Origin of the sequence: Caulobacter sp. UNC358MFTsu5.1 (assembly GCF_000712075.1) — a bacterium.
Classification (GTDB): Bacteria; Pseudomonadota; Alphaproteobacteria; order Caulobacterales; family Caulobacteraceae; genus Caulobacter.
The window spans coordinates 63,687-88,557 of record NZ_JONW01000010.1 but is presented as its reverse complement, the minus strand read 5'-3'; the positions used below and the strand labels follow the sequence as shown (position 1 = coordinate 88,557).

At 70.6% G+C, this 24,871-nt stretch carries 24 protein-coding genes and 1 tRNA gene; 11 read left to right on the top strand and 14 right to left on the bottom strand.

The features are described from left to right. The first annotated feature begins 181 nt into the window (after positions 1 to 181). From BR39_RS0119750 to BR39_RS0119740, 3 genes are all read left to right on the top strand, one after another. Positions 182 to 1,396 (top strand): NADP-dependent isocitrate dehydrogenase, encoded by a 1,215-nt coding sequence (locus tag BR39_RS0119750; RefSeq protein ID WP_029915390.1) that lies wholly within the window; start codon positions 182 to 184, stop codon positions 1,394 to 1,396. Between the two features lie 163 nt (positions 1,397 to 1,559). After that, a complete protein-coding gene (locus BR39_RS0119745; protein WP_029915388.1) occupies positions 1,560 to 2,138 on the top strand; it encodes a DUF2939 domain-containing protein in 579 nt (192 codons plus the stop codon). Between the two features lie 144 nt (positions 2,139 to 2,282). Next, positions 2,283 to 3,266, top strand: a complete 984-nt coding sequence (locus BR39_RS0119740) for an AEC family transporter (RefSeq protein WP_029915386.1) — start codon at positions 2,283 to 2,285, stop codon at positions 3,264 to 3,266. Here the strand turns inward: BR39_RS0119740 and eutC are convergent. Both eutC and BR39_RS0119730 read right to left on the bottom strand, forming a co-directional pair. Next, positions 3,217 to 4,038: an ethanolamine ammonia-lyase subunit EutC gene (gene eutC / locus BR39_RS0119735; RefSeq protein WP_029915384.1), complete on the bottom strand. Its 822-nt coding sequence runs from the start codon at positions 4,036 to 4,038 to the stop codon at positions 3,217 to 3,219. The two genes, BR39_RS0119740 and eutC, sit on opposite strands and share 50 nt — an antisense overlap. Next, entirely contained in the window at positions 4,035 to 5,417 is a 1,383-nt protein-coding gene (locus BR39_RS0119730) for an ethanolamine ammonia-lyase subunit EutB (protein ID WP_029915382.1), read from the bottom strand. The genes eutC and BR39_RS0119730 overlap by 4 nt, the downstream gene beginning before the upstream one ends. Before the next feature lie 210 nt (positions 5,418 to 5,627). Here BR39_RS0119730 and BR39_RS0119725 point away from each other — a divergent pair, with 210 nt between their 5' ends. Then, positions 5,628 to 6,491, top strand: coding sequence for a DUF1080 domain-containing protein (locus tag BR39_RS0119725; RefSeq protein WP_029915379.1), 864 nt, complete (start codon positions 5,628 to 5,630; stop codon positions 6,489 to 6,491). Between the two features lie 35 nt (positions 6,492 to 6,526). On the opposite strand, the gene BR39_RS0119720 is transcribed toward BR39_RS0119725, so the two are convergent. Further along, on the bottom strand, positions 6,527 to 7,174 hold the full coding sequence (locus BR39_RS0119720) for a YidH family protein (protein WP_197026733.1): 648 nt from the start codon (positions 7,172 to 7,174) through the stop codon (positions 6,527 to 6,529). A 78-nt stretch (positions 7,175 to 7,252) separates the two neighbouring features. After that, complete coding sequence (locus BR39_RS25465) at positions 7,253 to 8,473, bottom strand: hypothetical protein (protein ID WP_035018751.1); 1,221 nt, start codon at positions 8,471 to 8,473, stop codon at positions 7,253 to 7,255. A 56-nt stretch (positions 8,474 to 8,529) separates the two neighbouring features. Here BR39_RS25465 and BR39_RS0119710 point away from each other — a divergent pair, with 56 nt between their 5' ends. The 4 genes from BR39_RS0119710 to BR39_RS0119695 are packed head-to-tail and all read left to right on the top strand — an operon-like array spanning position 8,530 to position 12,237. Further along, positions 8,530 to 9,261, top strand: coding sequence for a ferritin-like domain-containing protein (locus BR39_RS0119710; RefSeq protein WP_029915375.1), 732 nt, complete (start codon positions 8,530 to 8,532; stop codon positions 9,259 to 9,261). Further along, on the top strand, positions 9,261 to 11,048 hold the full coding sequence (locus BR39_RS0119705) for a carbamoyltransferase N-terminal domain-containing protein (RefSeq protein WP_029915374.1): 1,788 nt from the start codon (positions 9,261 to 9,263) through the stop codon (positions 11,046 to 11,048). Before BR39_RS0119710 ends, BR39_RS0119705 begins: the two co-directional genes overlap by 1 nt. After that, entirely contained in the window at positions 11,045 to 11,257 is a 213-nt protein-coding gene (locus BR39_RS0119700; RefSeq protein ID WP_029915373.1) for a DUF5989 family protein, read from the top strand. The genes BR39_RS0119705 and BR39_RS0119700 overlap by 4 nt, the downstream gene beginning before the upstream one ends. Before the next feature lie 2 nt (positions 11,258 to 11,259). Continuing rightward, positions 11,260 to 12,237 carry a class I SAM-dependent methyltransferase gene (locus tag BR39_RS0119695; RefSeq protein ID WP_029915372.1) on the top strand — a complete coding sequence of 326 codons (978 nt, stop codon included), beginning with the start codon at positions 11,260 to 11,262 and terminating at the stop codon, positions 12,235 to 12,237. A 672-nt stretch (positions 12,238 to 12,909) separates the two neighbouring features. On the opposite strand, the gene BR39_RS0119690 is transcribed toward BR39_RS0119695, so the two are convergent. Further along, a tRNA-Ile gene (locus BR39_RS0119690) sits at positions 12,910 to 12,985 on the bottom strand. A 194-nt stretch (positions 12,986 to 13,179) separates the two neighbouring features. Here BR39_RS0119690 and BR39_RS0119685 point away from each other — a divergent pair. Then, positions 13,180 to 13,935: an SIMPL domain-containing protein gene (locus BR39_RS0119685; protein ID WP_029915371.1), complete on the top strand. Its 756-nt coding sequence runs from the start codon at positions 13,180 to 13,182 to the stop codon at positions 13,933 to 13,935. A 44-nt stretch (positions 13,936 to 13,979) separates the two neighbouring features. On the opposite strand, the gene BR39_RS0119680 is transcribed toward BR39_RS0119685, so the two are convergent. Then, positions 13,980 to 14,441, bottom strand: coding sequence for a hypothetical protein (locus BR39_RS0119680; protein WP_029915370.1), 462 nt, complete (start codon positions 14,439 to 14,441; stop codon positions 13,980 to 13,982). A gap of 2 nt (positions 14,442 to 14,443) precedes the next feature. Continuing rightward, complete coding sequence (panD, locus tag BR39_RS0119675) at positions 14,444 to 14,800, bottom strand: aspartate 1-decarboxylase (protein ID WP_029915369.1); 357 nt, start codon at positions 14,798 to 14,800, stop codon at positions 14,444 to 14,446. Between the two features lie 212 nt (positions 14,801 to 15,012). Here panD and BR39_RS0119670 point away from each other — a divergent pair, with 212 nt between their 5' ends. Further along, the gene (locus BR39_RS0119670) at positions 15,013 to 15,678 is read left to right on the top strand and encodes a hypothetical protein (RefSeq protein WP_029915367.1); all 666 of its coding nucleotides are present in this window, start codon (positions 15,013 to 15,015) and stop codon (positions 15,676 to 15,678) included. Positions 15,679 to 15,682: 4 nt separating this feature from the next. Further along, positions 15,683 to 16,600 (top strand): M23 family metallopeptidase, encoded by a 918-nt coding sequence (locus BR39_RS0119665; protein ID WP_029915366.1) that lies wholly within the window; start codon positions 15,683 to 15,685, stop codon positions 16,598 to 16,600. Here BR39_RS0119665 and BR39_RS0119660 read toward each other — a convergent pair. From BR39_RS0119660 to gor, 7 genes are all read right to left on the bottom strand, one after another. Further along, the gene (locus BR39_RS0119660; RefSeq protein WP_029915363.1) at positions 16,597 to 16,980 is read right to left on the bottom strand and encodes a VOC family protein; all 384 of its coding nucleotides are present in this window, start codon (positions 16,978 to 16,980) and stop codon (positions 16,597 to 16,599) included. The two genes, BR39_RS0119665 and BR39_RS0119660, sit on opposite strands and share 4 nt — an antisense overlap. After that, complete coding sequence (locus BR39_RS0119655; RefSeq protein ID WP_029915361.1) at positions 16,977 to 17,843, bottom strand: alpha/beta hydrolase; 867 nt, start codon at positions 17,841 to 17,843, stop codon at positions 16,977 to 16,979. Before BR39_RS0119655 ends, BR39_RS0119660 begins: the two co-directional genes overlap by 4 nt. 20 nt (positions 17,844 to 17,863) lie before the next feature. Beyond that, positions 17,864 to 19,654 carry a long-chain-acyl-CoA synthetase gene (locus tag BR39_RS0119650; RefSeq protein ID WP_029915359.1) on the bottom strand — a complete coding sequence of 597 codons (1,791 nt, stop codon included), beginning with the start codon at positions 19,652 to 19,654 and terminating at the stop codon, positions 17,864 to 17,866. Between the two features lie 85 nt (positions 19,655 to 19,739). Continuing rightward, entirely contained in the window at positions 19,740 to 20,645 is a 906-nt protein-coding gene (locus BR39_RS0119645) for an aspartyl protease family protein (RefSeq protein WP_029915357.1), read from the bottom strand. A 73-nt stretch (positions 20,646 to 20,718) separates the two neighbouring features. Beyond that, positions 20,719 to 22,098, bottom strand: a complete 1,380-nt coding sequence (locus BR39_RS0119640) for a class II 3-deoxy-7-phosphoheptulonate synthase (protein WP_029915355.1) — start codon at positions 22,096 to 22,098, stop codon at positions 20,719 to 20,721. An 84-nt stretch (positions 22,099 to 22,182) separates the two neighbouring features. Further along, positions 22,183 to 23,466, bottom strand: a complete 1,284-nt coding sequence (locus BR39_RS0119635; RefSeq protein ID WP_029915353.1) for an O-antigen ligase — start codon at positions 23,464 to 23,466, stop codon at positions 22,183 to 22,185. Continuing rightward, a complete protein-coding gene (gor, locus tag BR39_RS0119630) occupies positions 23,463 to 24,857 on the bottom strand; it encodes a glutathione-disulfide reductase (protein WP_029915350.1) in 1,395 nt (464 codons plus the stop codon). Before gor ends, BR39_RS0119635 begins: the two co-directional genes overlap by 4 nt. Positions 24,858 to 24,871 lie beyond the last annotated feature (14 nt).

Below are 24,871 nucleotides of genomic sequence, written 5' to 3'. Positions count from 1 at the left end.
CAATAAGGATTTACACCTGGATCAAAGACTTAGCTCGCCGAAACGGCTTCGTCACAGGTTCGGTTCGACCTCGGCTTTCCCCCCGGCTCGCAACAGTCTATAGGCACGCCGTCCGCGCCGCTCCCAGGCCCTGTGCGCCAAAGAGTCACAGGCGCGCCACCGCGAGAGGAAAGACCCCGCAATGGCCAAGATTAAAGTCGCCAACCCCGTCGTCGACATGGACGGCGATGAAATGACCCGGATCATCTGGAAGCTCATCAAGGATAAGCTGATCTTCCCGTACCTGGACCTGGAGCTCGACTACTACGACCTGTCGGTCGAAAACCGCGACGCCACCAACGACCAGGTCACGATCGACGCGGCCGAGGCGACCAAGAAGCACGGCGTGGCCGTCAAGTGCGCCACCATCACGCCCGACGAAGCCCGCGTGACGGAATTCAATCTGAAGAAGATGTGGAAGTCGCCGAACGGCACCATCCGCAACATCCTGGGCGGCGTGATCTTCCGCGAGCCGATCATCTGCCAGAACGTGCCGCGCCTGGTGCCGGGCTGGACCCAGCCGATCATCGTCGGCCGCCACGCCTTCGGCGACCAGTACAAGGCCACCGACTTCCTGTTCCCGGGCAAGGGCACGCTGTCGATCAAGTTCGTCGGCGACGACGGCCAGACCATCGAGCACGAAGTGTTCAAGAGCCCGTCGGCCGGCGTGGCCATGGGCATGTACAACCTCGACGAGTCGATCCGCGACTTCGCCCACGCCTCGTTCGCCTACGGCCTGAACCGCGGCTATCCGGTCTACCTCTCCACGAAGAACACGATCCTCAAGGCCTATGACGGCCGCTTCAAGGACATCTTCCAGGAGATCTACGACGCCGAATACGCCGACAAGTTCAAGGCCAAGGGCATCCACTACGAGCACCGCCTGATCGACGACATGGTCGCCTCGGCGCTGAAGTGGTCGGGCGGCTACGTCTGGGCCTGCAAGAACTACGACGGCGACGTGCAGTCGGACATCGTCGCCCAGGGCTTCGGCTCGCTGGGCCTGATGACCTCGGTGCTGATGACCCCGGACGGCAAGACGGTGGAAGCCGAAGCCGCCCACGGCACCGTCACCCGCCACTACCGCCAGCACCAGAAGGGCGAGTCGACCTCGACCAACTCGATCGCCTCGATCTTCGCCTGGACCCGTGGCCTGGCCCACCGCGCCAAGCTGGACGACAACGCCGAACTGGCCAAGTTCGCCGCCACCCTGGAAAAGGTCTGCATCGACACCGTCGAGAGCGGCTTCATGACCAAGGACCTAGCCCTGCTGGTCGGCGACAAGCAGTCGTGGCTGACCACCGAAGGCTTCCTCGACAAGATCGACGAGAACCTGAAGAAGGCGATGGCGGCCTAGGCCGCCGCCGGTCTTCGACCGATCGCCAAACGCCCCTCGGGAAACCGGGGGGCGTTTTTCGTTGGACCGCCCGTCCAGCGCCCGTCTCGCGCGAGAAACCTTGCGGCGCGCCGGGGATTAGGGTGTCTATGCGAACCTTAACCTTCTTCGCGCGGGGGCGGCGATGACTGTGCAAAAGCGGATCTGGGACCTGCTGGTCCTGGGCATCGTCATCTTCGCCGCCGCCTTCGCCACCGCTCCCTGGTTCGCCTTCCGCGCCCTCAAGGCCGCCGCCCAGTACGAGGACGTGCAGGCGATCAGCGAACTGGTCGACTTCCCGGCCGTCCGGGGCAGCCTGACCGCCGAGCTGAACGACAAGACCCCGGCCGCCGCGGCCCCGGCCGAACCGCCCTCGCTCTGGCGCGACCCGCTGGGCGTCTTCAAGCGCGCCATCGCGCCGATCGCCCCGCCCGAGCCCAAGGTCGACCGCTACCTGACCATCCAGGGGCTGTCGGCCCTGACCCGCGGCTACGCGCCCGGCGCGGCCCCGCCCGTCCCGCCCAGGCCGGCGACGGCCATGGACAAGGCCAAGGCCGCCGTGGCCGGGCCGCACGCCATGATCGCCTATTGGGACCCCAACCGCGTGCGGATCAGCGTCAAGCGGCCCGGCCAGCCGGCCAGGACCACGGTCTTCACCTTCCGCCGCGACAAGCTCTTCACCTGGCGGCTGGTGCATATCCGCCTTCCCGTGGACGAGCGCTGAGCCGGGCTCCCGTCGTGCGCCGCTGGACCGCCCGCCTTCGCCGGTGGTATCGAGCCTTGCCTTGTTTCGGCCCCGACTCTCTTTCGGGCATCAATCCCGCCGGGTGGCGCGCTTATCGCCGTCCCGCAGTTCCATGGTAGCGCCTTGATCCATCTCCTGCTCGACGTGCCGCAGCGGGTCTTGCCGTTCTTCCTGCTGGTCGCGGCGGGCGTCACCCTGGCCCGGCTGCGCCTGTTCGACGCCCGGATGTCGGCGGGCCTGTCGACCTATGTCTACTGGATCGGCTTCCCGGCTCTGCTGGTGCACTCGCTGTCGCGGGTCGGCGCGCCCGACCGGTCCCTGGCCCTGGGCCTGGCCGCCTACGGCGCCTGCGCCCTGCTGGTGGTGGTCCTGATGGCGGCGCTGGGCGGCGCCCTGAGGTGGACGCGCGAGGAACGGGCCGGCGGCTCGCTGTCGGCCAGCCTGGGCAACAGCGCCTTCCTGGGCCTGCCCATCGCCGCCGCCGTGCTGGGTCCCGAGGCCGCGCGGCTGTCGGCCGGCGCGGTCGCGGTGGACTTCGTCGTCGTGGCGGCCATCGGCGTGGGCCTGCTGGGCTGGGCCGGCGGCCGCTCGACCTGGCGCTCGCTGATGCAGGCCCTGCGCAATCCCATCGTCCTGGCGGCCATGACCGGTTCGGCCATGGCCCTGCTGGGCCTGTCCCTGCCCGGCGTGCTGGACCGGGCCGTGGCCGCCGCGGCCGCCTCGGGCAGCCCCGTGGCCCTGGTCGCCCTCGGCGTCGCCCTGGGCCTGACCGGGCTCCCCGCCGCCGGCGTCCCCTGCGAGCCGACCGAGGAAGAGCCCCCGCCGATCCCGCGCTGGACCCCGATCATCGTCGCCGCCGTCGGCAAGCTGCTGGTGCTGCCGCTGCTGGTCTGGTTCGCCGCCGACCTCGTGGACGCCCCCCTGCCCTTCCGCCTGGGCGCGACCCTGCTGGCCGCCACCCCGACCGCGGTCAACGTCTTCATCCAGACCAAGGCCTACAGCGTGTTCGAGCGCGGCGGGGCGCGGATCGTGGCCCTGACCACCGCCGTCTCGTGCGTCAGCCTGTCGGCGATCGCGATCCTGCTGGAGCGATACGCGGGGGCGTGACGGCCTCGAGGGCGGCGATGTCGCTCTCGTCCTTCAGGCCCACGCCGGTCAGGCCCAGCCGCAAGGCCTCGCGGGCGTGCCAGGCCAGCTTGAACGCCGCCGCCTCGTAGCTCAGCCCCTCGGCGCGGATGTTCGACACGCAGTTGCGCTCGGCGTCGCTGCGTCCGACCTTGGGCGCGAAGGTGATGTAGGCCCCCAGGCTGTCGGGCGACGACAGGCCCGGCCGCTCGCCGACCAGCAGGATCGCCAGCCGCGCGCCCAGCAGCTCGCCGACCGCGTCGCCCAGCGCCACGCGGGCCTGGCGGGCGACGATCACCGGAGCCAGCCGCCAGCCCGCCGCCCGCACCGCCGGCAGCAGGGCCTCGATCAGGGGCGCGGCGTGGGCGTGGACGGCGGTGCTGGACAGGCCGTCGGCGACCACGATCGCCAGGTCGCAGGCCCCGCGCGTCCGGGCCACCAGGGCGGCGCGGCCGGTCTCCGACAGGGTCCGCCCCAGGTCGGGCCGGCGCAGATAGGACGCCCGGTCCGGCGCGGCGCTGTCGACGATCACGGTCTCCAGCCCCAGGGCCTGGATCGCCTCCGCCGTCGCCTCGGCCTCGAACGGGGCGTGGACCGCGTCCCGGGCCTGGGCGTGGGCCAGGGCGAAACCCAGCACCTCGGAGGTCGGCAGGCTGGAGCCCGTCCGCCCCAGGGCGATACGGGCCGGCGTGTGGCGGCGCAGGGCGGTCCAGGGATCGGGCGTGACGCCTGGAAGTGAAGGGGGGGCGCTCATCCGACGCGCCCGGCGGTCAGCAGCGGATGGCCGGCGGCCCGGGGCGCCAGGCGTCCATCCGCCCCGACGATCCGCGCCCGCTCCAGCCAGGCCTCGAACTCCGGCGCCCGTTTCAGGCTCAAGAGCTCGCGGACATAGAGGGCGTCGTGGAACGAGGTGGACTGGTAGTTCAGCATCACGTCGTCGGCGCCCGGCACGCCCATCACGAAGGTGACGCCCGCCGTGGCCAGCAGGGTCAGCAGGCTGTCCATGTCGTCCTGGTCGGCCTCGGCGTGGTTGGTGTAGCAGACGTCCACCCCCAGCGGCGCGCCCAGAAGCTTGCCGCAGAAGTGGTCCTCCAGCCCGGCCCGGATGATCTGCTTGCCGTCGTAGAGGTATTCGGGGCCGATGAAGCCGACCACGCTGTTGACCAGCAGCGGCTCGAAGGCGCGGGCCACGCCGTAGGCCCTGGCCTCCAGCGTCTGCTGGTCCACGCCGTGATGCGCGCCGGCCGACAGGGCCGAGCCCTGGCCGGTCTCGAAGTACATGACGTTGTCGCCGACGGTTCCCCGGTTCAGCGACCGCCCCGCCTCCAGCCCCTCGCGCAGCAGCTCCAGGGTGACGCCGAAGCTGGCGTTGGCGGCCTGCGTCCCCGCGATCGACTGGAACACCAGGTCGACCGGCGCGCCGCGCTCGATCAGCTGGATGGCCGTGGTCACGTGGGTCAGGACGCAGGACTGGGTCGGGATCTCGAACCGCCGGATCAGGTCGTCCATCAGCCGGGTCAGGTCGCCCAGCACCGACAGGCTGTCGCTGGCCGGGTTGATGCCGATCACCGCGTCGCCGCAACCGTACAGCAGGCCGTCCAGGATCGAGGCGGTGATCCCGGCCGGGTCGTCGGTCGGATGGTTGGGCTGCAGCCGCACGGCCATGGTCCCGGGCAGGCCGATGGTGTTGCGGAACCGCGTCGTCACCTGGCGCTTGGAGGCGGCCAGGATCAGGTCCTGGTTGCGCATCAGCTTGCTGACCGCCGCCGCCATTTCGGGCGTCAGGCCCGGCGCCAGGGCGGCCAGGGCGGCGGGCGTGGCCAGCTCCGACAGCAGCCAGTCGCGGAACGCGCCCACGGTCAGCGACGCCACCGGCGCGAAGGCCGCCGCGTCGTGGCCGTCGAGGATCAGGCGCGTGACCTCGTCGGCCTCGTAGGACACCAGGGCCTGGTCCAGGAAGGCCTTCAGCGGCAGGTCGGCCAGGGCCGTCTTGGCGGCGACGTTCTGCTGGGCGCTGGTCGCGGCGATCCCCGCCAGGGCGTCGCCCGAACGCGGCGGCGAGGCCTTGGCCATCAGGTCGGCCAGGCTCTCGAAGGTCCAGGTGGTTCCGCCCAGGGTCGCGCGATAGGCCATGGCGGCGAGGGTGGCGCCGATAAGCGCGGCTGGGAAGCGGACGCCAAAGGACCGGGGTGGTTGCGGAGCCAAGCTGCCGTTTCCGCGGGCATTGACGGAGACAGGTCCACGGACCTGTCTCCGGCCGCATCTACGACCTCATGGCGCTTGAACCGACAACGCTGTCAGATACCTTGCCGCCGGCCTCGGAGAAGGGGCGCGGGAGGACCCATGTTCAAGACCCTGGCCTTCACCCTGGCGCTGGCCGCCACGCCCGCCCTCGCCGCGCCGAGCAAGCCCCTGACCCTGGCCGACGTGCCCAAGGCCGCCGGCCCCGCCGTCACGCTGTTCAACGGCAAGGACCTGAAGGACTGGGACGCCTGGCTCGGCTACGCCGACCCGGCCCTGACCTACAAGCGTCCGCCCGTCGCCCCGATCGGCGTCGGCGCCCAGAGCGCCGACATCTTCAAGGTGGTGGTCGAGGACGGCCGCCCGGCGCTCTATGTCAACGGCAGGACCTGGGGCAGCCTGGTCCGTCGCGGCGACTTCCACGATTACCACCTGCGGCTCCAGTACAAGTGGGGCAAGGGCCGCTGGGCGCCGCGCGAGACCCAGGCGCCCAACAACGGCCTGCTCTATCACAGCCACGGCGCGCCCGGCGCGGTCTGGGGCACCTGGAGCCAGGCGGTGGAGTTCGAGATCATGACCGGCTCGATCGGCATGGTCGTGCCCGTCGGCGAGGCGATCAGCACCACGACAGACGCCGTCGACGATCCCGCCCTGATCCCGCCCAAGCTGCGGTTCACGCCCGGCGGCCGGGTCCAGACGGTCCAGGGCGGCACGGGCAACTGGAACGTCGAGGCCTACAGCGACGCCGAGAATCCCGCCGGCGAATGGAACACCCTGGACCTCTACGTGCTGGGCGACCGCGCCGTCCACGTTGTCAACGGCGTGCCCGTGCTCGAGGTCCGCGACCTGAAGGCCGACGGCCGCCCCCTGACCCACGGCGCGATCCAGCTGCAGTCGGAAGGCGCCGAGACCTTCTTCCGCGACATCGTGATCGAGCCGATCACCAGCCTGCCGAAGGTGAAATAAGGTCCTCCCCCTGAGGGGGAGGACCTTTGGCTCGACTACCCGAACACCGCCACGCTGAAGACCATGTTGGCGATCGCCGCGAAGCCCAGCAGCAGCAGGCCCAGCGAGACCATGAAGGTGACCGAGACCGGGAACCGGCTGTCCGCATGGACCAGCCCGTTCCGCTTCATGTCCTGCCGGGTCTTCTTCAGCTCCAGCATGAACTGCACGTGGTGGACCATGCCGACGATCAGCATGACGATGCCCAGCAGCACCAGGATGACGCCGAAATTGCGCGGGGCGTTGGGGTTGGCGATCGTGCCCGCGTCATGGAGCTTCTGGAACGTCTGGTAGATCGTGAAGCCGAAGCCGATCAGCGACAGCGAGGTTCGGATCACCGACATCAGGGTCCGGTCGTCGCTCATCCGCGTGCGCTGGAACGACATGCCGGTGCGCCGCATCGACATCTCGGTGCGGTGGGTGGAGAGGTCGGTCCGGAAGGTCGACAGGTCGGTGCGGTATTCCGACAGGTCGGTCCGGTGCTCCGACAGCTGGGTCCGGAAGGTCGAGAGCTTGGTGCGGTGGGTGGAGTACTGGGTCGAGGCGACTTCGGGCTTGTCGCTCACCTGCGGCAACGGCGGCACGGGCGGCAGCTCGATGCGCGCGGGGCGCTTGGGGACGTCCTTGGCCGGCTTGGTGGACATGATCATACGCATCCCGGCGGGTTGGCGGTCGGACGCGAGAGTCGCGGGGCCGAGGGCCAGGGTCCATCCGGGTTTCCCCTAGTTCGACGTGACGCGGTTCCCTGAGGCGCTTGATGAGGCGCTCGATACGCCCCGCGCCGCCAGATAACCGGCCACCGCCTTGGCCATGGCCCGCGAGGCCCGGGCGTCGGGATGGCGATTGTGGGGGATCAGCCAGGCGGGATCGATCCGCACGATCATGTAGGGCAGGTCCGCCCCGTCGAGGACGCGGCGGCGCAGGTCGGCCTCGACCGGCGTCTCCGGCCGCATCTGCGGGACCAGGATCAACGGAACGGCGCCCCGTTGCCGGGCCAGGGCGACGGTGTCGGCCAGGGCGGCCCGGCTGATGGCCACGCCCCGGTCGATGCTGCGCTCGGAGCGATAGGGGATCGCCCGCCGCGCCACCTCGGCCAGTTTCAGCGAAGGGGTCGGCGGGCGGACGGCCAGGGAGCGGCTGAGGTGCGGTCGGTCACGGTCCAGGGTCCGGCGCAGCAGGGACGGCATGAACAGGGCGACCACCGCCACGGGGCGCCGGAAGTCGGCCTGCTCGTCGCGCAGCCGCAGATAGGACTGGTCGGTGGCGTAGCCCTCGACCGCGAGGTTGGCGCTCTGCACGCCCGTCAGGGCTTCGACCTGGGCGGGCAGCGACTCCTCCCACGTCAGGCCGTGGCCGACCATGACGGACTCGCCCGTGAACAGGATGGTCGGCCGGGCGTAGTCCACCTGGTCGCCCAGACGGCGGACGCGATGGCCTTCGGCGTCGAAGGCGTAGGCGATGTCGCGGCCGCCCAGTCGTCCGACGCCTTCGCGCGAAGGGACGAACACCCAGCCCAGGCGGGGATCGCGTTGGCGCAGCGGCTCGCGCGGGGCCGGCACCTCCTGGGTCCCCAGCCAGGGCAGGCGCGACAGCAGGAACTCGCTGGCCGCCAGCGACAGCGCCACCGCCAGGGCCATGGGGGCGACGTCGTAGGCCAGGCGGGCCGAGGTCGTGTCCGTCAGCTTCCGGCCGGCCCACGGCCGCACGACGAAGACCAGCGCCAGACCCAGGGCCGCCGCCGCCCCGCGCAGGAGGTTCAGGATCAGGACCTGCCGTTCGCGGGGGGTGTAGAAGTCCGGCAGCACGTGCCGGTCCAGCCAGTGCGTGTCGGCCGCCGCGGCCCAGCCCAGCAGGGCCAGGCCGAGCACGACCACGACCAGCTCGGCGACCAGGCCGCGCGCCCTCGACGGCGCGGCGACGGGGCCTTTGGCCCGCTCAGCCAAGTGTTGATCCTCCCTCGCGGATGATATTGGATGACCGACAGAAGGGACCCTGCCCCATGCAATCCCCGCTGTCATCGGTCCACCGATGGGTCTGGCGCGACGCCCGGCGGCGCGCCAACAATCTCCTGCGCTTCGCGGAGGTGGAGGCGGACGGGGGCCGCGACCTGGTCCGGGCCGCCGAGCAGACGAAAGACCCCCTCCTCCGCCGCCTGTTCCTGGTCCACGCCCTGGACGAGCAGCGTCACGCCGGCCTGTTCCGCCAGCGCGGCCTGGCGCTGCTGTCCGGCCTTCCTCGCGGGTCGGACGGTCCCGCCAACACCGACTGGCTGGCCCCGGGCGAGCGCGGCCTGGACGACCTGCGGGTCGAGCAGGAAGCCGACGGCGCGCTGCTGGCCTTCCTGCACCTGTCCGAAAAGGCCGCCGCCCGCGACTTCACGCACTACATCGCCGTGCTCGACGGCGATCCGCCGACCCGCGAGGTCTTCGAGAAGGTGTGCCACGACGAGGCGTTCCACATGAACTACACCCACGCCCAGCTGCTGCGCGTCGCGCCGAAGGACCACGGACGCCTGCTGTGGATGGCCCGCCTGCGCCGCCTGTGGTCGCTGTACCTGCGGTTCGCCGGCGCCCTGGCCTCGGTGATCGGCACGGTGGTGCTGACCCTGCAGTACTTCGTGCTGCTGCCGCCCTTCGCCCTGATGGCCCGCCGCGCCCAGCGCCGCGAGCCCGAGGGCTGGAGCCCGATCGCCGCCGAGCGCAACGGCGCGGCCCTGAAGCGGCAATACTGATGAAGATCCTCGGCGTCTCGGCCCACTATCACGACGCCGCCGCAGCCCTGGTGGTGGACGGCCTGCCGGTCGGCGCCGTGCAGCAGGAGCGCCTGTCGCGCCGCAAGAACGACGCGGCCTTCCCGCTGGAGGCCATCGAGTGGTGCCTGGACAGCGCCGGCCTCGAGCCCGAGGACCTGGACGCCGTGGTCTTCTACGAGCGGCCGATGCTGAAGTTCGACCGCATCCTGGTCAGCGCCCTGCGCGCCTTCCCCCACGGCCGGGGCGCCTTCGCCCACGCCATGAAGAACAGCCTGGGCGAGAAGGCCTGGGTGCGCGGCCTGATCACCGCCCAGCTGGGCGTGGGCCGCGACAAGGTGCTGTTCACCGAGCACCACCAGTCGCACGCCGCCGCGGCCTTCCTGACCGCCCCCACCCGCCATGCGGCGATCATGACCACCGACGGGGTCGGCGAATGGGCCACCCTGACCGTCGGGCGGGGCCAGCGGACGCCGGGCGGCCCGACCAGCCTCGTCCTCGACCGCGAGGTGCGGTTCCCCCACTCGCTGGGCATGCTGTACTCGACCTTCACCGCCTATCTCGGCTTCGCGGTCAACGAGGGCGAGTACAAGGTCATGGGCCTGGCCGCCTACGGCCGGCCGACCATGGCCGACCAGGTCCGCAAGGTCATCCGCCGCACCGGCGACGGCGCCTTCGCCCTGGACCTGGACTATTTCGCCTTCCACACGACGGTCGCCCGCTCGTACTCGAAGCGCTTCGTCGACCTGTTCGGTCCACCCCGCCAGGCCTACGAGCCGATCGACCTGGCCACGCCCGAGGGCCGCCGCTTCGCCGACGTCGCCGCCAGCGTCCAGGCGGTGCTGGAGGAGATCCTGGTCGACATGACCCGCCGCCTCCACGCCGACACCGGTCTGCCCGACCTGTGCCTGGGCGGCGGGGTGGCGCTGAACGGCGTGGCCAACGCCCGCATCTTGGCCGAGAGCGGCTTTGAGCGCCTGTTCGTGCCGCCCGCCCCCGGCGACGCCGGCTCGGCCCTGGGGGCGGCCCTCTACGCCGACCGCATCCACTTCGGCAATCCCGACCGCGACGTGCCCGACCACCCGTTCTGGGGTCCCGCCATCGACGACGGCGAACTGGCCCGCCTGGCCGGCGAGGACGGCCTGCCGGTCGCCACCCTCGACGAGGCGGCCCTGGTCGAACAGACCGCCGACGACCTCTCCGCCGGCCGCGTGGTCGGCTGGATGGAGGGCGCGCTCGAATTCGGCCCCCGGGCTCTCGGCCACCGCAGCATCCTGACTGCGCCGCACGACGTGGCCATGCGTGACCGGCTGAACCGCGACATCAAGTACCGCGAGGAGTTCCGCCCCTTCGCCCCCGTCGTGCCGATCGAGGCGGCCGACCGCTATTTCGAGCTGCCGCCGGCCGGGGCGCGGCTGGCGCGGTTCATGTCCGGCGTCTTCCCCGTCCGCCCCGAATGGCGCGAGCGGCTGGCGGCGGTCACCCACGTGGACGGCACCGCCCGGGTCCAGACCGTCGAGCGCGACATGGCTCCTCGCCTGCACGCCCTGCTCGAAGCCTACGGCCGCCGCTCGGGCATGCCGGTGCTGCTGAACACCTCGTTCAACCTGGCCGGCGAGCCGATCGTCAACCGGGTGGTCGAGGGCTATTCGACGTTCCGGCGCTGCGGGATCGACGTCCTGGTCGCCGGCCGCGCCCGGATCGTCAAGCGCGCCCTGGCCCAGGCTTCCCCCCAAGAACCGAATGAACCACAGGAGGAACTCGCATGATCCGCCGTCGTGGACGCATCCATCGCCAGATGATCGTGCTGGGCAGCATGGCCGGCTCGACCGCCGACCTCGTCAAGGGCCTCTGGCGTGACCGGTCGGGCCGCCGCTGGCTGGCGCCCCTGGCCGTCTTCCTGTGCCTGACCGGCGCGATCCTGATCCTGGCCGTCACCGTCGAGGCCCTGGCGCCGTTCGTCTACGCGATCTTCTGAGCGTGGAGGACGCGACCGGCGCCGACCTACGGGCCCTGCTGGCCTGCCCGGCCTGCGGCGGCGTCCTGGCGGCCGACTGGACCTGCCGAGGCTGCGGCGCCCGCTACGGCGCGGCGGACGGCGTCGTCGACCTGCGCCTGCCGGGCGACGCCCGCACCGAGGCCGTCCGCGCCTTCTACGGCCACGCCCCCTTCCCCGGCTATCCGCCGCGCGACAGCCTGGACGGCCTGCGGGCCCGGGCCGAGCGCAGCCCGTTCGCCCGCCTGCTGGACCGCGCCATCCCCGGCGACGCCAGGATCGTCGAGGTCGGCTGCGGCACCGGCCAGATGAGCCTCTACCTGGCCCGCGCCGACCGGCTGGTCATCGGCGCCGACCTGACCCGCGCCTCGCTGGACCTCGGCGCGGCGGCCGCCCGGCGGTTCGGCTCGCGCGACGTCCAGTTCGTCGAGACCGACCTCAACGCCCCGGGGCTGGCCGAGGGGGCGTTCGACGTGGTGGTGAGCCTGGGCGTGCTGCATCACACCCCCGACCCGAAGGCCGCCTTCGCGCGGCTGGTGCGGCTGGCCCGGCCCGACGGCGGCATGATCGTGCTGGGCCTCTACAACGCCGTCGCCAGGCTGCCCCTGCGGCTGAGGCGCGCCGTCGCCCGCCTGACCGGCTTCCGCTGGATCCCCTTCGACCCGGTGCTGCGGTCCCGCCAGTCTGAACCCGAGCGCCACGCCGCCTGGCTGCGCGACCAGTACCGGCACCCCGAGGAGCACCGGCATACGCACGGCGAAGTGCTGAAGTGGTTCGCCGAGACCGGCGTCGACTATGTGCGGGCCTATCCGAGCACGGTGATTGGCGACGAGCCCGACGACCTCTTCGAACCGGCGGCCGACAACTGGGGGTTCGAAGCCTGGCTCAGCCAGATGGGCTGGATGAAGACGCTGGGGCCGGAGGGGGGGTTGTTCGTGATGATCGGGCGGCGGACGCCATGAGCGTGCCGCGTACAGCAGCCGGGGACATGCCCTTGGGCGTGTCCCCAGGTCTTGGCTTAGTGCGAGCTGATGGGGACACGCGCGAGCGCATGTCCCCGGCCGGGGAACCTGGCGGGTGATGGGAAGGGTGCGAAGCGCCCGGGCCTCGCCCGGAATAGCTTTGATGTTGTTACCGTTTCGACGAAGTCAGGCGCTTCGCGCGGAGCCGTTATCCGGAAGCCTTCGGGGCGCCGATTTTTAACCGGCTCCGATGGAGGCCCCCGACGGGCGGAAGGTTGGCGCCTTCCGGACCGCCTGGGCGATTTCAGCCCAGGCCTGGCGACTTGATCCGCCTACCCCGAGCGCCGGAGCTTCGTCGCGGCTGAGGCGAACCTGCTCCAACTCCAACCCAAGGCGTCCTTGTGGGACACGACGGACAAAGCCTTCCCGCTCGTCCACCCCCGAAAACCGTTCGGTCGCCGGCCGGACGCCCTTCCCACGCCTTCAGGTGACATCAGGATACGGGCGCCTGGAAGGGTGAGGATAAGTTCGGTCGAAAAAGTTCAGGGCGTTGAAAACGCTGAAGTCTGTTCGCTATCCGCCGAGCGTAGACGCCGTTCCCTCCCCCTCGTGGGTCGGGTGGGGCCTGCTGACTCAGCCGCGCCGACCTTGAATCTTCACACGCTGGAAAATTGGTAGGCCTGGAGGGACTCGAACCCCCAACCAGACCGTTATGAGCGGTCGGCTCTAACCATTGAGCTACAGGCCCCCAAGACCGTCGGGCGGCGCGACGCGCGGCCCCTTCGGGAGGACGGGTCGATTAGCATGGGCTGCACGCGGCTTAAAGGTCCGGTTCAGGTTGAGCCTGTCAGGAGTGGGGCGTCCGTCGTCGGCCGCGCTTGCCGGGGTCGGCGGACGGGATGCTAGGGTCGCGGCGCCGCAGCCGCATGGAGAACGACGACTATGACCGCCCTCACCGCCCGCACGGCCTCGATCGCCCTGGCCGGCGCCCTGCTGACCTCCGCCGCCGCGGCCCTGCCCGCCTCTGCTCAAGGTCTTGGCGCCGACAGCGCCGACGCGGCGTTCCGCGCCACGACGCTGAACCTGTCGGCCCAGGGCGAGACCAAGGTCACGCCCGACCTGGCGACCATCACCCTGGGCGTCCAGACCGACGGCGCGACCGCCGCCGGGGCCATGAGCGCCAACGCCGTCCAGATGAACAAGGTGATCGCCGCCCTGAAGAAGGCCGGGATCGCCGACCGCGACATCCAGACCTCCAATCTCAGCGTCAATCCGCAGTACGTCTATGTGGAGAACAATCCGCCGAAGCTCAGCGGCTATCAGGCCAGCAACCAGGTGACCATCCAGGTGCGCGACCTGACCAAGCTGGGCCAGACCGTCGACGCCACGGTCGGCGCCGGGGCCACCAATGTGGGCGGGATCAGCTTCGGCCTGCAGAACCCGCAGGCGGCCGAGGACGCGGCGCGGCTGGACGCGGTCAAGGCCCTACAGGCCAAGGCCGACCTCTACGCCCGGGCCACCGGCTACAAGATCGTCCGCCTGGTCAGCCTGGGCGAAGGCGGCGGCTACACGCCCGCCCCGCCCCCGATGCCGATGTATGCCATGGCCCGCATGGACAAGGCCGAGGTCAGCCCGGTCTCGGCCGGCGAGCTGAAGGTGCAGGTCAGCGTTTCGGCGACGTACGAACTGGCGAAGTAGATGCGGCTGGGGACATGCCCATGGGCATGTCCCCAATCGTTGCGCTACAGCCCCGCCTTGGCGAAGGCCTCTTCGACCCGCTCCTGCACCTCGCGGCCCGGCAGGGCGCGTTCGCCCTCCATCACCGCGACGTACGACAGGCCGTGGTCCGGCTTGCCCGCCCCGACCGGCACCGGGCCCATGGCCCAGCCGACGGTGTTGACGCCGGGGCCCGAGGAGCAGCTAGCGAAGCGGGCGGGCTTGCCGACCGCGCCTTCCAGCACGGTCTGGGCCGTGGTGGTGGTTCCGCCGCAGGTGGGCAGGTTGCGGGCGCAGGTGATGTAGCCGCCGCCGGTCCAGACCACCTTGCCGGCCTTGTTCGCCAGCAGCACGCAGGTGTTGGGACCGCCGATGGCGCGGCCGACGGCTTCCGACAGCAGCTGCTCGTCGACGCCGCCGGGCAGCTTCGGAGAGCAGGCGGCGAGCAGGAGCCCCGCCGCGATCAGGACAACGGCGGGCGCGCGCATGCTCAGGCGGCCTTCTTGATGCGGTTGCCGTCTTCCAGCAGCACCACGGTGGGGGCGTAATTTCGAGCTTCTTCCGCTGGCATCTGGCAGTAGGTGACGACGATCACCGTGTCGTTCTTCTGGACCAGGCGGGCGGCCGCGCCGTTGACGCCGATGACCTTGGAGCCGCGCGGCGCCTCGATGGCGTAGGTGGTGAAGCGGGCGCCGGTGGTGATGTTCAGCACGTCGACCTGCTCGTTGGGCAGGATGCCCGAGGCGTCCAGCAGGTCGCGATCGATGGCGATCGAGCCTTCGTAGTCGAGGTCGGCCTGAGTGACGGTGGCCCGGTGAAGCTTGGCCTTCATCATCGTCAGCAGCATGGCGGAATAACCCTATCCATTTGATATATTATGGGATTTTCCGGGCCGCCACACACATGACCCGTGATCAGTCCGGCCATATAGACAGGAAGCGGCCCGCATTCAATCGCTCCCCGGCGTCAGGCGGGCCGGCGCCCTTCGCCGAACAAAGGTTAACAGCGACGCTTGGGCGTCGTATGGTCGAGATAACGGCGTGATGCGAGGGGGCTCTCATGCGACTGGTGACAGGCTTGATGCTGGGCGGGATCGTGGCCGCCGGCGCGTTGGGGGCGGCGCTGTCCCAGACGCGGATCGACCCGGCGACCGGGGCGCAGGTCCCGGGCGCGGCGGCTCCGACCGCGGCCCCGGCGGCGACACGGCCCGGCATCGCGGTGCTGAACCGCGCCCCGCCGCGCGGCGGCCAGGTCGACTGGAAATCGGCGATCGGCGGCCTGCGCCAGAGCGGCGGCGGCAATCCCGCGCCCAACCTCAACCAGGCCGCCATCGACATGACCCGGGTGCCGATCCTGCTGCCCACCGACGGCGACCTGACGGCCGGGGCGCGGATCTATTCGTTCGGCGACTACTACACGATCACCGCCGACGCCCCCGGTGCGGGCGTCTCGCTGACCGGCACCACCGCCGTGGTCCCCCTGCCCGCCGCGACGCCGCTGAAGGTCACGCCGATGGGTCCGGAAGGCGCCACCTCGCAGCGCACGGTGGACGGCCAGCTGATCAGCTTCGTCCGCTACGGCGTGCTCTACACGGTCGAGGTGCGGTGCGACGCGCCCACCGACCCCCGCTGCGCCGACGACAACTACGCCCGCGGCCTGGCCGCCAAGACCACCGCCGTGGTGATGGGCGCGGCCGCCCGCGCCGCCGCCGGCCTGGGGGGCTAAGACCATGCGCAAGCTGCTCCTGCTGTCCCCGCTGGTCCTGGCCCTTTCCTTGGGGGCCCTGGCCCTCGGCGCCTGCGACGACACCAAGCCCGCCGCGCCGGGCTCGACCGGCGGCGAGGTCAAGACGCCCGCCTCGCCCGAACCCGGCCCGCCCACGCCCGAGGACCAGCCGTCCGACGGCGGGGCCGAGCAGCCGTCCAGCGAGCCGATCCCGCCCGCGCCCGGTCCCCCGGCCCAGCCGCCGACGCCGCCGGCCCCCTCGCCCGCGACCTTCAACCACGACGCCCCGGGCGTGATCCCGACCGGCCAGGGCCACGGCTATCTGGACCGCACGGTGTGGTCGCCCAACATGTGCTGGCCGCTGCAGGACGACGCCTTCGCCAATTCCCAGGTCTACGGCCATGGCGGCGGCATGGGTCCGGCCGGCACCAGCCAGTGCGACGCGGTCAACTACAGCCTGCCCTGGCACGACACCTTCTGCGAGGCCCGCTCGCGCGACAATCCGCTGTGCGCCGGCGGCGGCACGGGCCACCAGGGCCAGGACATCCGCCCGGCCGCCTGCAAGAAGAACCAGTACTGGGCGGTGGCGGCCGAGAAGGGCGTGATCACCGACATCGGCAGCTACACGGTCACCCTGACCTCGTCGGCCGCCCCGCACCGGGTCTATCGCTACCTGCACATGCAGATGGCGGCCCTGGCGGTGCACGAGGGCGACACGGTGGTGGCCGGCCAGAAGCTGGGCAAGGTCAGCAACGACTTCGGCGGCACGCCCACCACCATCCACCTGCACTTCGAGCTGCGGGCCGGGGTGGCGGGCACGACCACCGACGGCAAGGCCGTGGTGCTGCACACCTTCCTGCCGCCGTACATGAGCCTGGCCGAGGCCTATCAGCGCAAGCTGAACGGGGGGAGCTGCTCCTAGCCGGCGGTTCCGGCGAACAGGATCAGGTTGCCGTCCGGGTCGCGCACGACGAAGGTGCGCGCGCCCCAAGGCTCGGTCCGCAAGGTCTGGTGGAACGGGGCGCCCGCCGCCTGGAAGGCGCGGAACAGCGGCTCGGCGTCGTCCAGCGTCAGGGTGGCCGCCAGGGCGTCGGGCTCGCGTTCGCGGAAGCCGGCGTCGAACACCGGCCCCTCGACCCCGCGCAGGTTCAGCCGGGCCCCGCCCCGGACGACCTGGGCGTAGAACGGCGGATCGCCGTGCGAGAAGGCCAGGTCGAACCCCAGGACCTCGACATAGAACCGGCAGGCCGCGTCCAGATCGGCGACGAACAATTGGGGCTCGGCGGCGGTGATCACGGTCATGGCCTCTCTCCTGTCCACGCCTTCAGGAACCCTATCATCTCGGCCAGCACCGGCGCCTTGCGCCTGAACGGCCGCGACAGGGCCAGCATCGGGCCGGCGTGGGCCAGTCCGGCGTAGCAGCGCTCCTCGACGGCCACCCCGGCCTCGCGCAGGGCGGCGGCCAGACGGCGGGTGTTGCGCGGGCGGACCAGGGTGTCGTCCTCGCCGGTCGCCAGGAAGGCCGGCGGACTGTCGGGACGGACGTGGGCGCCGGGCTGGGTGGCCGCCAGGTCCTCGGCGCCGCCGAAGGTCCGCTGGGTGACGGGCTTGTCCAGCGGCAGGAAGGCGTAGGGCCCCGACAGGCCGGCGAAGGCCCGCACCACCCTGGGATCGACGCCCGCCGCCGTCAGGTAGCGGTCGTCCAGGGCCAGCATGGCGGCGTTGTAGGCTCCGGCCGAGTGACCGGCCAGCACGATGCGCCCAGGGTCCCCGCCCAGGGCGCGGGCGTGGTCGACGGCCCAGCGCACGGCCAGGGCGCCGTCCTCCAGGAAGCCCGGATAGGCCGCCTCCGGATGCAGGCGGTAGTCCGGGACCAGGGTCAGGAAGCCCTGGGCCGCCAGGGCCCGCCCGGCCCAGCCGTAGTCCCGCCGGTTCCCCGCGTCCCACGAGCCGCCGTAGAAGAACACCAGCACCGGCCACGGCCCGTCGCCCCGCGCCGGGGCGTAGGCGTCCAGCTTCAGGCGCGGAAGCGGGCCGAAGGCGGCGTCGGCGGCGACGCGCCAGGCCGGGTCCTTCGGGATCACCGCGCCGAACAGGGCGACCGGCGCGAGGTTCTTGCGGGCCCAGGCGGCCAGGGCGGCCTGACGTCCCATCGATCCGACCATCCGCGCCCTCCCGGGGTGGCCTACAGCTTGTAGCCGCCGGCCAGGATCTTGGCGTGCACCGCCTTGGTCAGCTTGATGTAGCCCTTGCTGGGATCGCGGAAGTACAGCGGATCCTTGGTGTTGGCCGGGTCGAAGCCGTCCTTGACCAGGTCGATCTTGCGGTACTTGAAGGTGCCGGTCGTCTCGATCTCGGGCTGCAGGCGCACGAAGATCGGCCGGGCGTAGACGGGCAGCTCGCGGTCGACATATTCGGCCAGGGCCGCGATCTCGAACTCGGGGCCCACGACCAGGGCCGCCATGCCCGCCTTGCCGTCCAGGTCGCCCACCGGCACGCCGTAGACGTTGACCTCCTTGACGCCGGCCACGGCCGACAGGCGCTCGGACACCTCGCTGGTGGCGACGTTCTCGCCCTTCCAGCGGAAGGTGTCGCCGATGCGGTCGACGAAATAGAGGTAGCCGTCGCTGTCGCTGCGCATCAGGTCGCCGGTGCGGAACCAGGCGTCGCCCTTGTCGAAGACGTCGTGCAGGATTTTCTTCTCGGTGGCGGCCTTGTCGGCGTAGCCGGTGAAGTTGCTGCGGGCGTCGCTGGCGATGTGGCCGATGCACTCGCCGATCTCGCCCGGCGCGGCCTCGATGCAGCAGCCGTTGGGGCCGCGCACCGGGGTCTCGGTCTCGACGTCGAACTTGACGATGCGGATGTTGAACTTCTTGCGCAGATAGCCCGGGATGCGGCCGATGGCGCCGCGCCGGCCGTCGAAGTTGAACAGCGAGACGTTGCCCTCGGTCGCGCCGTAGAACTCCAGCACGCCGCCGACCTTGAAGCGGTCCAGCATCACGTCCCAGACGTCCGGGCGCAGGCCGTTGCCGAAGATCAGCCGGATCTTGTGGGCGTGCTCGTTGGGCGTCTCGGGGTGATTGGCCAGGTAGCGGCACAGCTCGCCGATATAGACGAACATCGTGCAGTTGTTGGCGACCACGTCGTCCCAGAAGGCGGTGGCCGAGAACTTCTTGCGCAGCACCACCGCCCCGCCGTTCAGCAGGGCCGCGCCCATGGCGCAGAGGCCGCCGGTGGCGTGGTACAGCGGCAGGGTGATGTAGATGCGGTCGGTGGCGCGCGCGTCGGTCGAGCCGGCGAAGCCCCGCATGTAGAGCTGCGCCCGCATGTGGGTGATGCGCGCGGCCTTGGGCATGCCGGTCGTGCCGCTGGTGAAGATGTAGAGCGCGGTGTCCTTGGCGGTCAGGCCGTTGCGGGCGGTCAGGCGGTCGGGCCGCAGCTGGCTGCAGCTCTTCAGGGCGTTGGCCAGGTCGCGCTGGTCGCCGGTGGCCGGGCCCAGCACCCATTGCTGGACGTGGCGGCCCAGCGAGGCCTTCACCTGCTCGAAGCAGGGCGAGGTCTCGGGATCGACGATGCAGTGCAGGGCCTGGGAGATGTTCAGGCAGTGGGCCAGGGCCGGGCCGGTCAGCTGGTTGTTGATCAGGGCGGTGGCCACCCCGACCTTCGACAGCCCGTACCAGATCGCCAGGTATTCCAGGCGGTTGGGCATGAACAGCGCCACGGTCTGGCCGCGCGTGATGCCCTGCCCCTTGGCCCAGTGGGCGTAGCGGTTGGCGATGGCGTCCAGCTCGGCGTAGGTGACCGACTTGCCCTCGAAGACGATGGCCTGGCTGTCGCGCCACTTGTCGACCGCCGCCTCCAGATCGTCGCAGATCAGGTTCGGGCTTTCCGGCGCGATGGATTTCACGCGTTTGAGCGTGCGCGAGAGTCCCTTCAGGAACTTCAACTCGCGTTTCAACCTGGCCGGCAAACTCATCGACGCACTCCGTTCAAACAACCATTGGAGAGCGCTGAGCGGCGGGTCAAGACATGGCGGCGTCCAAGAACGCCGGTTGGCGCGTCTAGGCCGACGGCAGGCTGAAGTGCACCTGGCCGCGCATGAAATCCAGGGCCACCGAGTCGAAGGCGTTGAGCACGTCGATTCCGATCAGGATCGCCGGCCGGTCCGAGAGGCCCCAATAGTCGAACGTATGCACCGGGCCGAACACCACCGGCAGGTTGCGCAGATTGACCTTGCCCAGGCTGACGGTCTTCAGGGCGGCCAGCCGGCCGGCCATGGTCTGGCCGGTCAGGCTCTGCAGCTCGATGTCCGCCCACTCGCTGCTGACCGCCCGCCGGCGCACCGCCTGGCGCATCAGGGCCATGTTGCCGACCGTGGTCGTCGAGCCGGTGTCGAGGAAGGCCAGGGTCAGGGCGCCGGACACCGAGGCCTCGATCAGGTGCAGGCCGCTGCGCGTGGCCCGGATCGGCACCGACACCGTCGATTCGTCGGTGCGCGGCGCGACGGGACCCAGCCGCATCTCCTCGCGGGCGAAGTCCAGCACCAGCCCCTGGGCGCCCAGCCAGTCCAGCCCCAATATGCCCGGCGCCTGGATGAAGCGGCCCGGCAGCACCGAAAGGGTCAGCCCCTTGCGGACCCGGCGCCCCACGGCGATGGAAGCCGCGGTCACGGTCGATACGCGCTCGGTCCCCGCTATGCCGTGCAGATTGACGGGCTCGCCGGCCGGCAGGCCCAGCATGGCCGCCAGCTCTCCGGAGATCACCGAGGCGTTGGCCCCGGTGTCGATCAGGAAGGGATAGGGACCCAGGTCGTTGATCCGGACCTGCACCGTCAGGCGACGTACATAGCCCAGCGGCGTGGTCTTGTCCGCCTGCGGAGGATCGGGAAGCGAACGCGCCAGGACCGGCGACGCGGTCAGGGCGAGCAGGCCGGCCAAGGCGCGCCGGCGAATGATGGGACTGTCCACGGGACCAGCCTCCTTCCAGGAGAAGGAGGCTATACCCGTGGCGAGGTCTCCACCAGCGTTTCAGAAACCGTCGTTATCCTGCGGCGAGGCGGCGCTGATCGTCGCGGGCGGACTTCAGCTTCTCGGCCACCAGGAACGCCAGCTCCAGGGCCTGCTCGCCGTTCAGCCGCGGGTCGCAGTGGGTGTGGTAGCGGTCGGCGAGATCGCCTTCCGACACGGCCCGCGCGCCGCCCAGGCATTCGGTGACGTTCTGGCCGGTCATCTCCAGGTGCACGCCGCCCGGGTGGACGCCCTCGGCGTTGGCGATCTCGACGAACGACTTCACCTCCGAGAGGATGCGGTCGAACGGCCGGGTCTTGTAGCCGGTCGAGGCCTTCAGCGTGTTGCCGTGCATCGGGTCGGTGGCCCAGACCACCGAACGGCCGGCGCTCTTGGTGGCCTTCATCAGGCGCGGCAGGCGGTCGGCGATCTTGTCCGAGCCGAAACGGCCGTACAGGGTCAGGCGCCCCGGCTCGTTGTTCGGGTTCAGCACGTCGATCAGGCGCAGCAGGTCGTCGCCTTCCATCGTGGGGCCGCACTTCAGGCCGATCGGGTTCTTCACGCCGCGCATGAACTCGATGTGGGCGCCGTCCAGCTGGCGGGTGCGCTCGCCGATCCACAGCAGGTGGGCGCTGGTGTCGTACCAGTCGCCCGAGGTGCTATCGACGCGGGTCATGGCTTCCTCGAAGCCCAGCAGCAGGGCCTCGTGGCTGGTGAAGAACTCCACCCGGCGCAGGTCCGGCTGGGTCTCGGGCGTGACGCCGACCGCCGACATGAAGGTCAGCGCCTCGGAGATCTTCTCCGACAGCTCGCGGTAGCGCGCGCCCTGTGGGCTGTCGCCCACGAAGCCCAGGGTCCAGCGGTGGATGTTGTAGAGGTCGGCGTAACCGCCGCTGGCGAAGGCGCGCAGCAGGTTCAGGGTCGCGGCCGACTGGCCGTAGGCGCGCAGCAGGCGATCCGGATCAGGCACGCGATCCTGGGCCGTGAACTCCATGCCGTTGATGTTGTCGCCCCGGTAGGACGGCAGGGTGACGTCGCCGATCGTCTCGATCGGCTCCGAGCGCGGCTTGGCGAACTGGCCGGCGATGCGGCCCACCTTCACCACCGGCTTGCCGCCGGCGAAGGTCAGCACCACCGCCATCTGCAGGATCAGGCGGAAGGTGTCGCGGATGTTGTCCGCGTGGAATTCCTTGAAGCTCTCGGCGCAGTCGCCGCCCTGCAGCAGGAAGGCGCGGCCCTCGGCCACGTCGCCCAGCAGGGTCTTCAGGCGGCGCGCCTCGCCGGCGAAGACCAGCGGCGGCATCTGGCGAAGGGTCTGCTCCACGCGCTCGACCGCACCCGCGTCGGGGTAGTCGGTCGGGACGTGTTTCGCGGGCATGCCTCTCCACGACGACGGGGTCCAGCGGCTGGTCATAACGGTCTCGAACTTCTCAAAAGGGAGCGGCTTTTACCTTAGGCGCTGCTGAAAGGCAAAATCGTTGCGATGCGGGATGGAAAATCACCCTTGCTGGGCAATTTCATCCAAATCCGTCCATTCGGACCGGGGCACCGCGCGGGCCAGGCGACAGGCGATCAGCGTCAAGGCGCCCAGGGCCAGCCACCACTCCTGCCAGACCCCGAAGCTCAGGCCGCCGATCACCAGGTAGCTGACCAGGGCGCCGGCGGCCATCGCGGCCTCGGCCCGCGACCGCTCGCTGAGCCGCACGACGCCATAGGCCAGCCAGCAGAAGAACACGCCCGCCAGCGCCGCCCCGATCGCCCCCAGTTCCAGCCACAGCTGGAGCTGGGCGTTGTGGGTGTGCAACGGGATGCCCGGCCCGAAGGTCCGGCTCGCGTCCAGCCCCCAGCCCCGGAAGGGGTGGCTCTGGATGTGGTCGGCCGCGAAGGTCCAGATGTTCAGGCGCATGTCCCACGAGGCCGGCACCATCCTGTGCAGCCAGGCGACGAAGCCCGTCTCGACCGCGATCAGCACCGCCAGGGGGGCCAGCACGAAGGGGGCCGCGACCAGTCCCACCAGCACCTTGGCCCCGTTCCGTCCGGCCAGGTAGACCATCGCCCAGATCGCCCCGCCCGCGGCCAGGGCCACGAGGCAGGCGTCCGAACTGCAGACCTTGGAGGTGACGACGGTCGCCAGCACCAACAGCCCGATCAGGCCGCGACGCGACAGGCGCGACAGGATCAGCGCCGCCGGCCAGAACAGCAGCGCCAGGATGTAGGTCGACAGCGAGACCTTGACCATCGCCAGGTCCGGCCGGATCGCCTCGCCGGTCGCCAGGTGCAGTTTCTGGTAGATCGTCGCGCCGCTCAGCGAGTCCAGCGCCGCCACGACGGACAGCGCCACCACCCCGTAGGCCAGCACCGTCGCCGCCCGCCGCGCGCCGGCGTCCGAGAGGCCGCGCAGTCCCACCACGGCCGCGCCGTAGGTCGCGACCTGCAGGAACAGCTTCATGGCCGTCAGGGTCTCGAGATCGTCGTAGCCCTTGAGTTTCGACACATCGATCGCCGCCGGGCTCCAGCTCAGGCTGATCGCCGCCCACACGGCCATGGCCACCAGGATCAGCAGCGGCGGCGCGGCGGCCCGGGTCAGGCGAAGGCCCGGCAGGACCAGCAGGCCGGTCAGGGCCAGCAGCGGCGCGAACCCCAGCGGCGCGATATAGGCCAGCAGCGGCGTCATCACCGCCACGAACACCGCCACACCGCTCAGCCAGGGCGTGCGTCGGTCCGAGCCGTCCGACGGAGCGTCCCCAAGGCGGTTCAACGCGAGCGAGGGGATCGCGATCATACGGTCCCCATCTCGGACGGCATGTACTTCTCGCGCATCGTCACCAGTTCCTCGGCCAGGGTCGGGTGCACCGCGCAGGTGGAATCCCATTGCTGCTTGGTCACGCCCATCTTCACGGCGATGGCGGCCATCTGGATGATCTCCGGCGAGTCCGGCCCGACCACGTGCACCCCGACGACCCGTTGGTCTTCCTGCCTGACCACCAGCTTCATCAGGCAGCGGTCCTGGCCGCCGTAGAAGGTGACCTTCATCGGACGGAACACGGCGCGGTAGATGTCGACCTTGCCGAAGGCCTGGCGGGCCTCGGCCTCGCTCATGCCCACGGCGCCGACCGGCGGTTGCGAGAACACCGCCGAGGCCACCATCTCGTGGTCGAAGCTGGTGGGGTTGTCGTAGAATTCGGTCTGGGCGAAGGCCGCGCCCTCGCGGATGGCCACCGGCGTCAGGTTGATGCGATCGGTGACGTCGCCCACGGCCCAGATGTTGTCGGCGGTCGTGCGGGACTGTTCGTCGACGACGATCGCGCCCCGTTCGTTGAGCTGGACCCCGACGTTCTCCAGGCCCAGGCCCGCCACATAGGGATCGCGGCCGGTCGCGAACATCACCAGGTCGGTCTCGAAGGTCAGCTCGTTGTTGAAGGTGCTGACCAGACCGGCGTCGGTCTTCTCCAGCTTCTCGTGCGAGCAGCCCAGCACCACCTTGATCCCGCGCTTCTCGAGTTCCTCGGCCAGGTGCGAGCGCACGTCGTCGTCGAACCCGCGCAGGATGTTGGCGCCGCGGTAGCAGAGCGTGGTCTCCACGCCCAGGCCGTTGAAGATGCTGGCGAACTCGACGGCGATATAGCCGCCGCCCACCACCATCACCCGCTTGGGCAGTTCCGGCAGGTGGAAGGCCTCGTCCGAGGTGATGCCCAGCTCCGCGCCCGGGAAGTCCGGCTTCCACGGCCGGCCGCCGGTGGCGATCAGGATCTTGCGGGCGGTGTAGCGGCCGGCGTCCTTGCTGCCCTGCTTGGGCAGGACCTCGACCGTGTGCTTGTCGACGATCTGGGCGCGGCCGTGCAACAGGTGGGCCCCGGCCTTCTGCAGGTTGGTGACGTAGATGCCCGACAGGCGGGCGATCTCGACGTCCTTGTCGTGCAGGAAGCCCTTCCAGTCGAAGCTGGCCTCGCCGATCGTCCAGCCGTAGCCCTTGGCCGTCTTCAGCTGGGCCTTCACCTCGCTGGCGTAGACCATGAACTTCTTGGGCACGCAGCCGCGGATCACGCAGGTGCCGCCCACCCGGTATTCCTCGGCCACGGCCACCTTGGCGCCGCTCATGGCGGCCAGGCGCGCGGCGCGCACGCCGCCGGAGCCGGCGCCGATGACGAAGAGGTCGAAGTCGTACTCAGCCATCGCGGCGCTCCGGA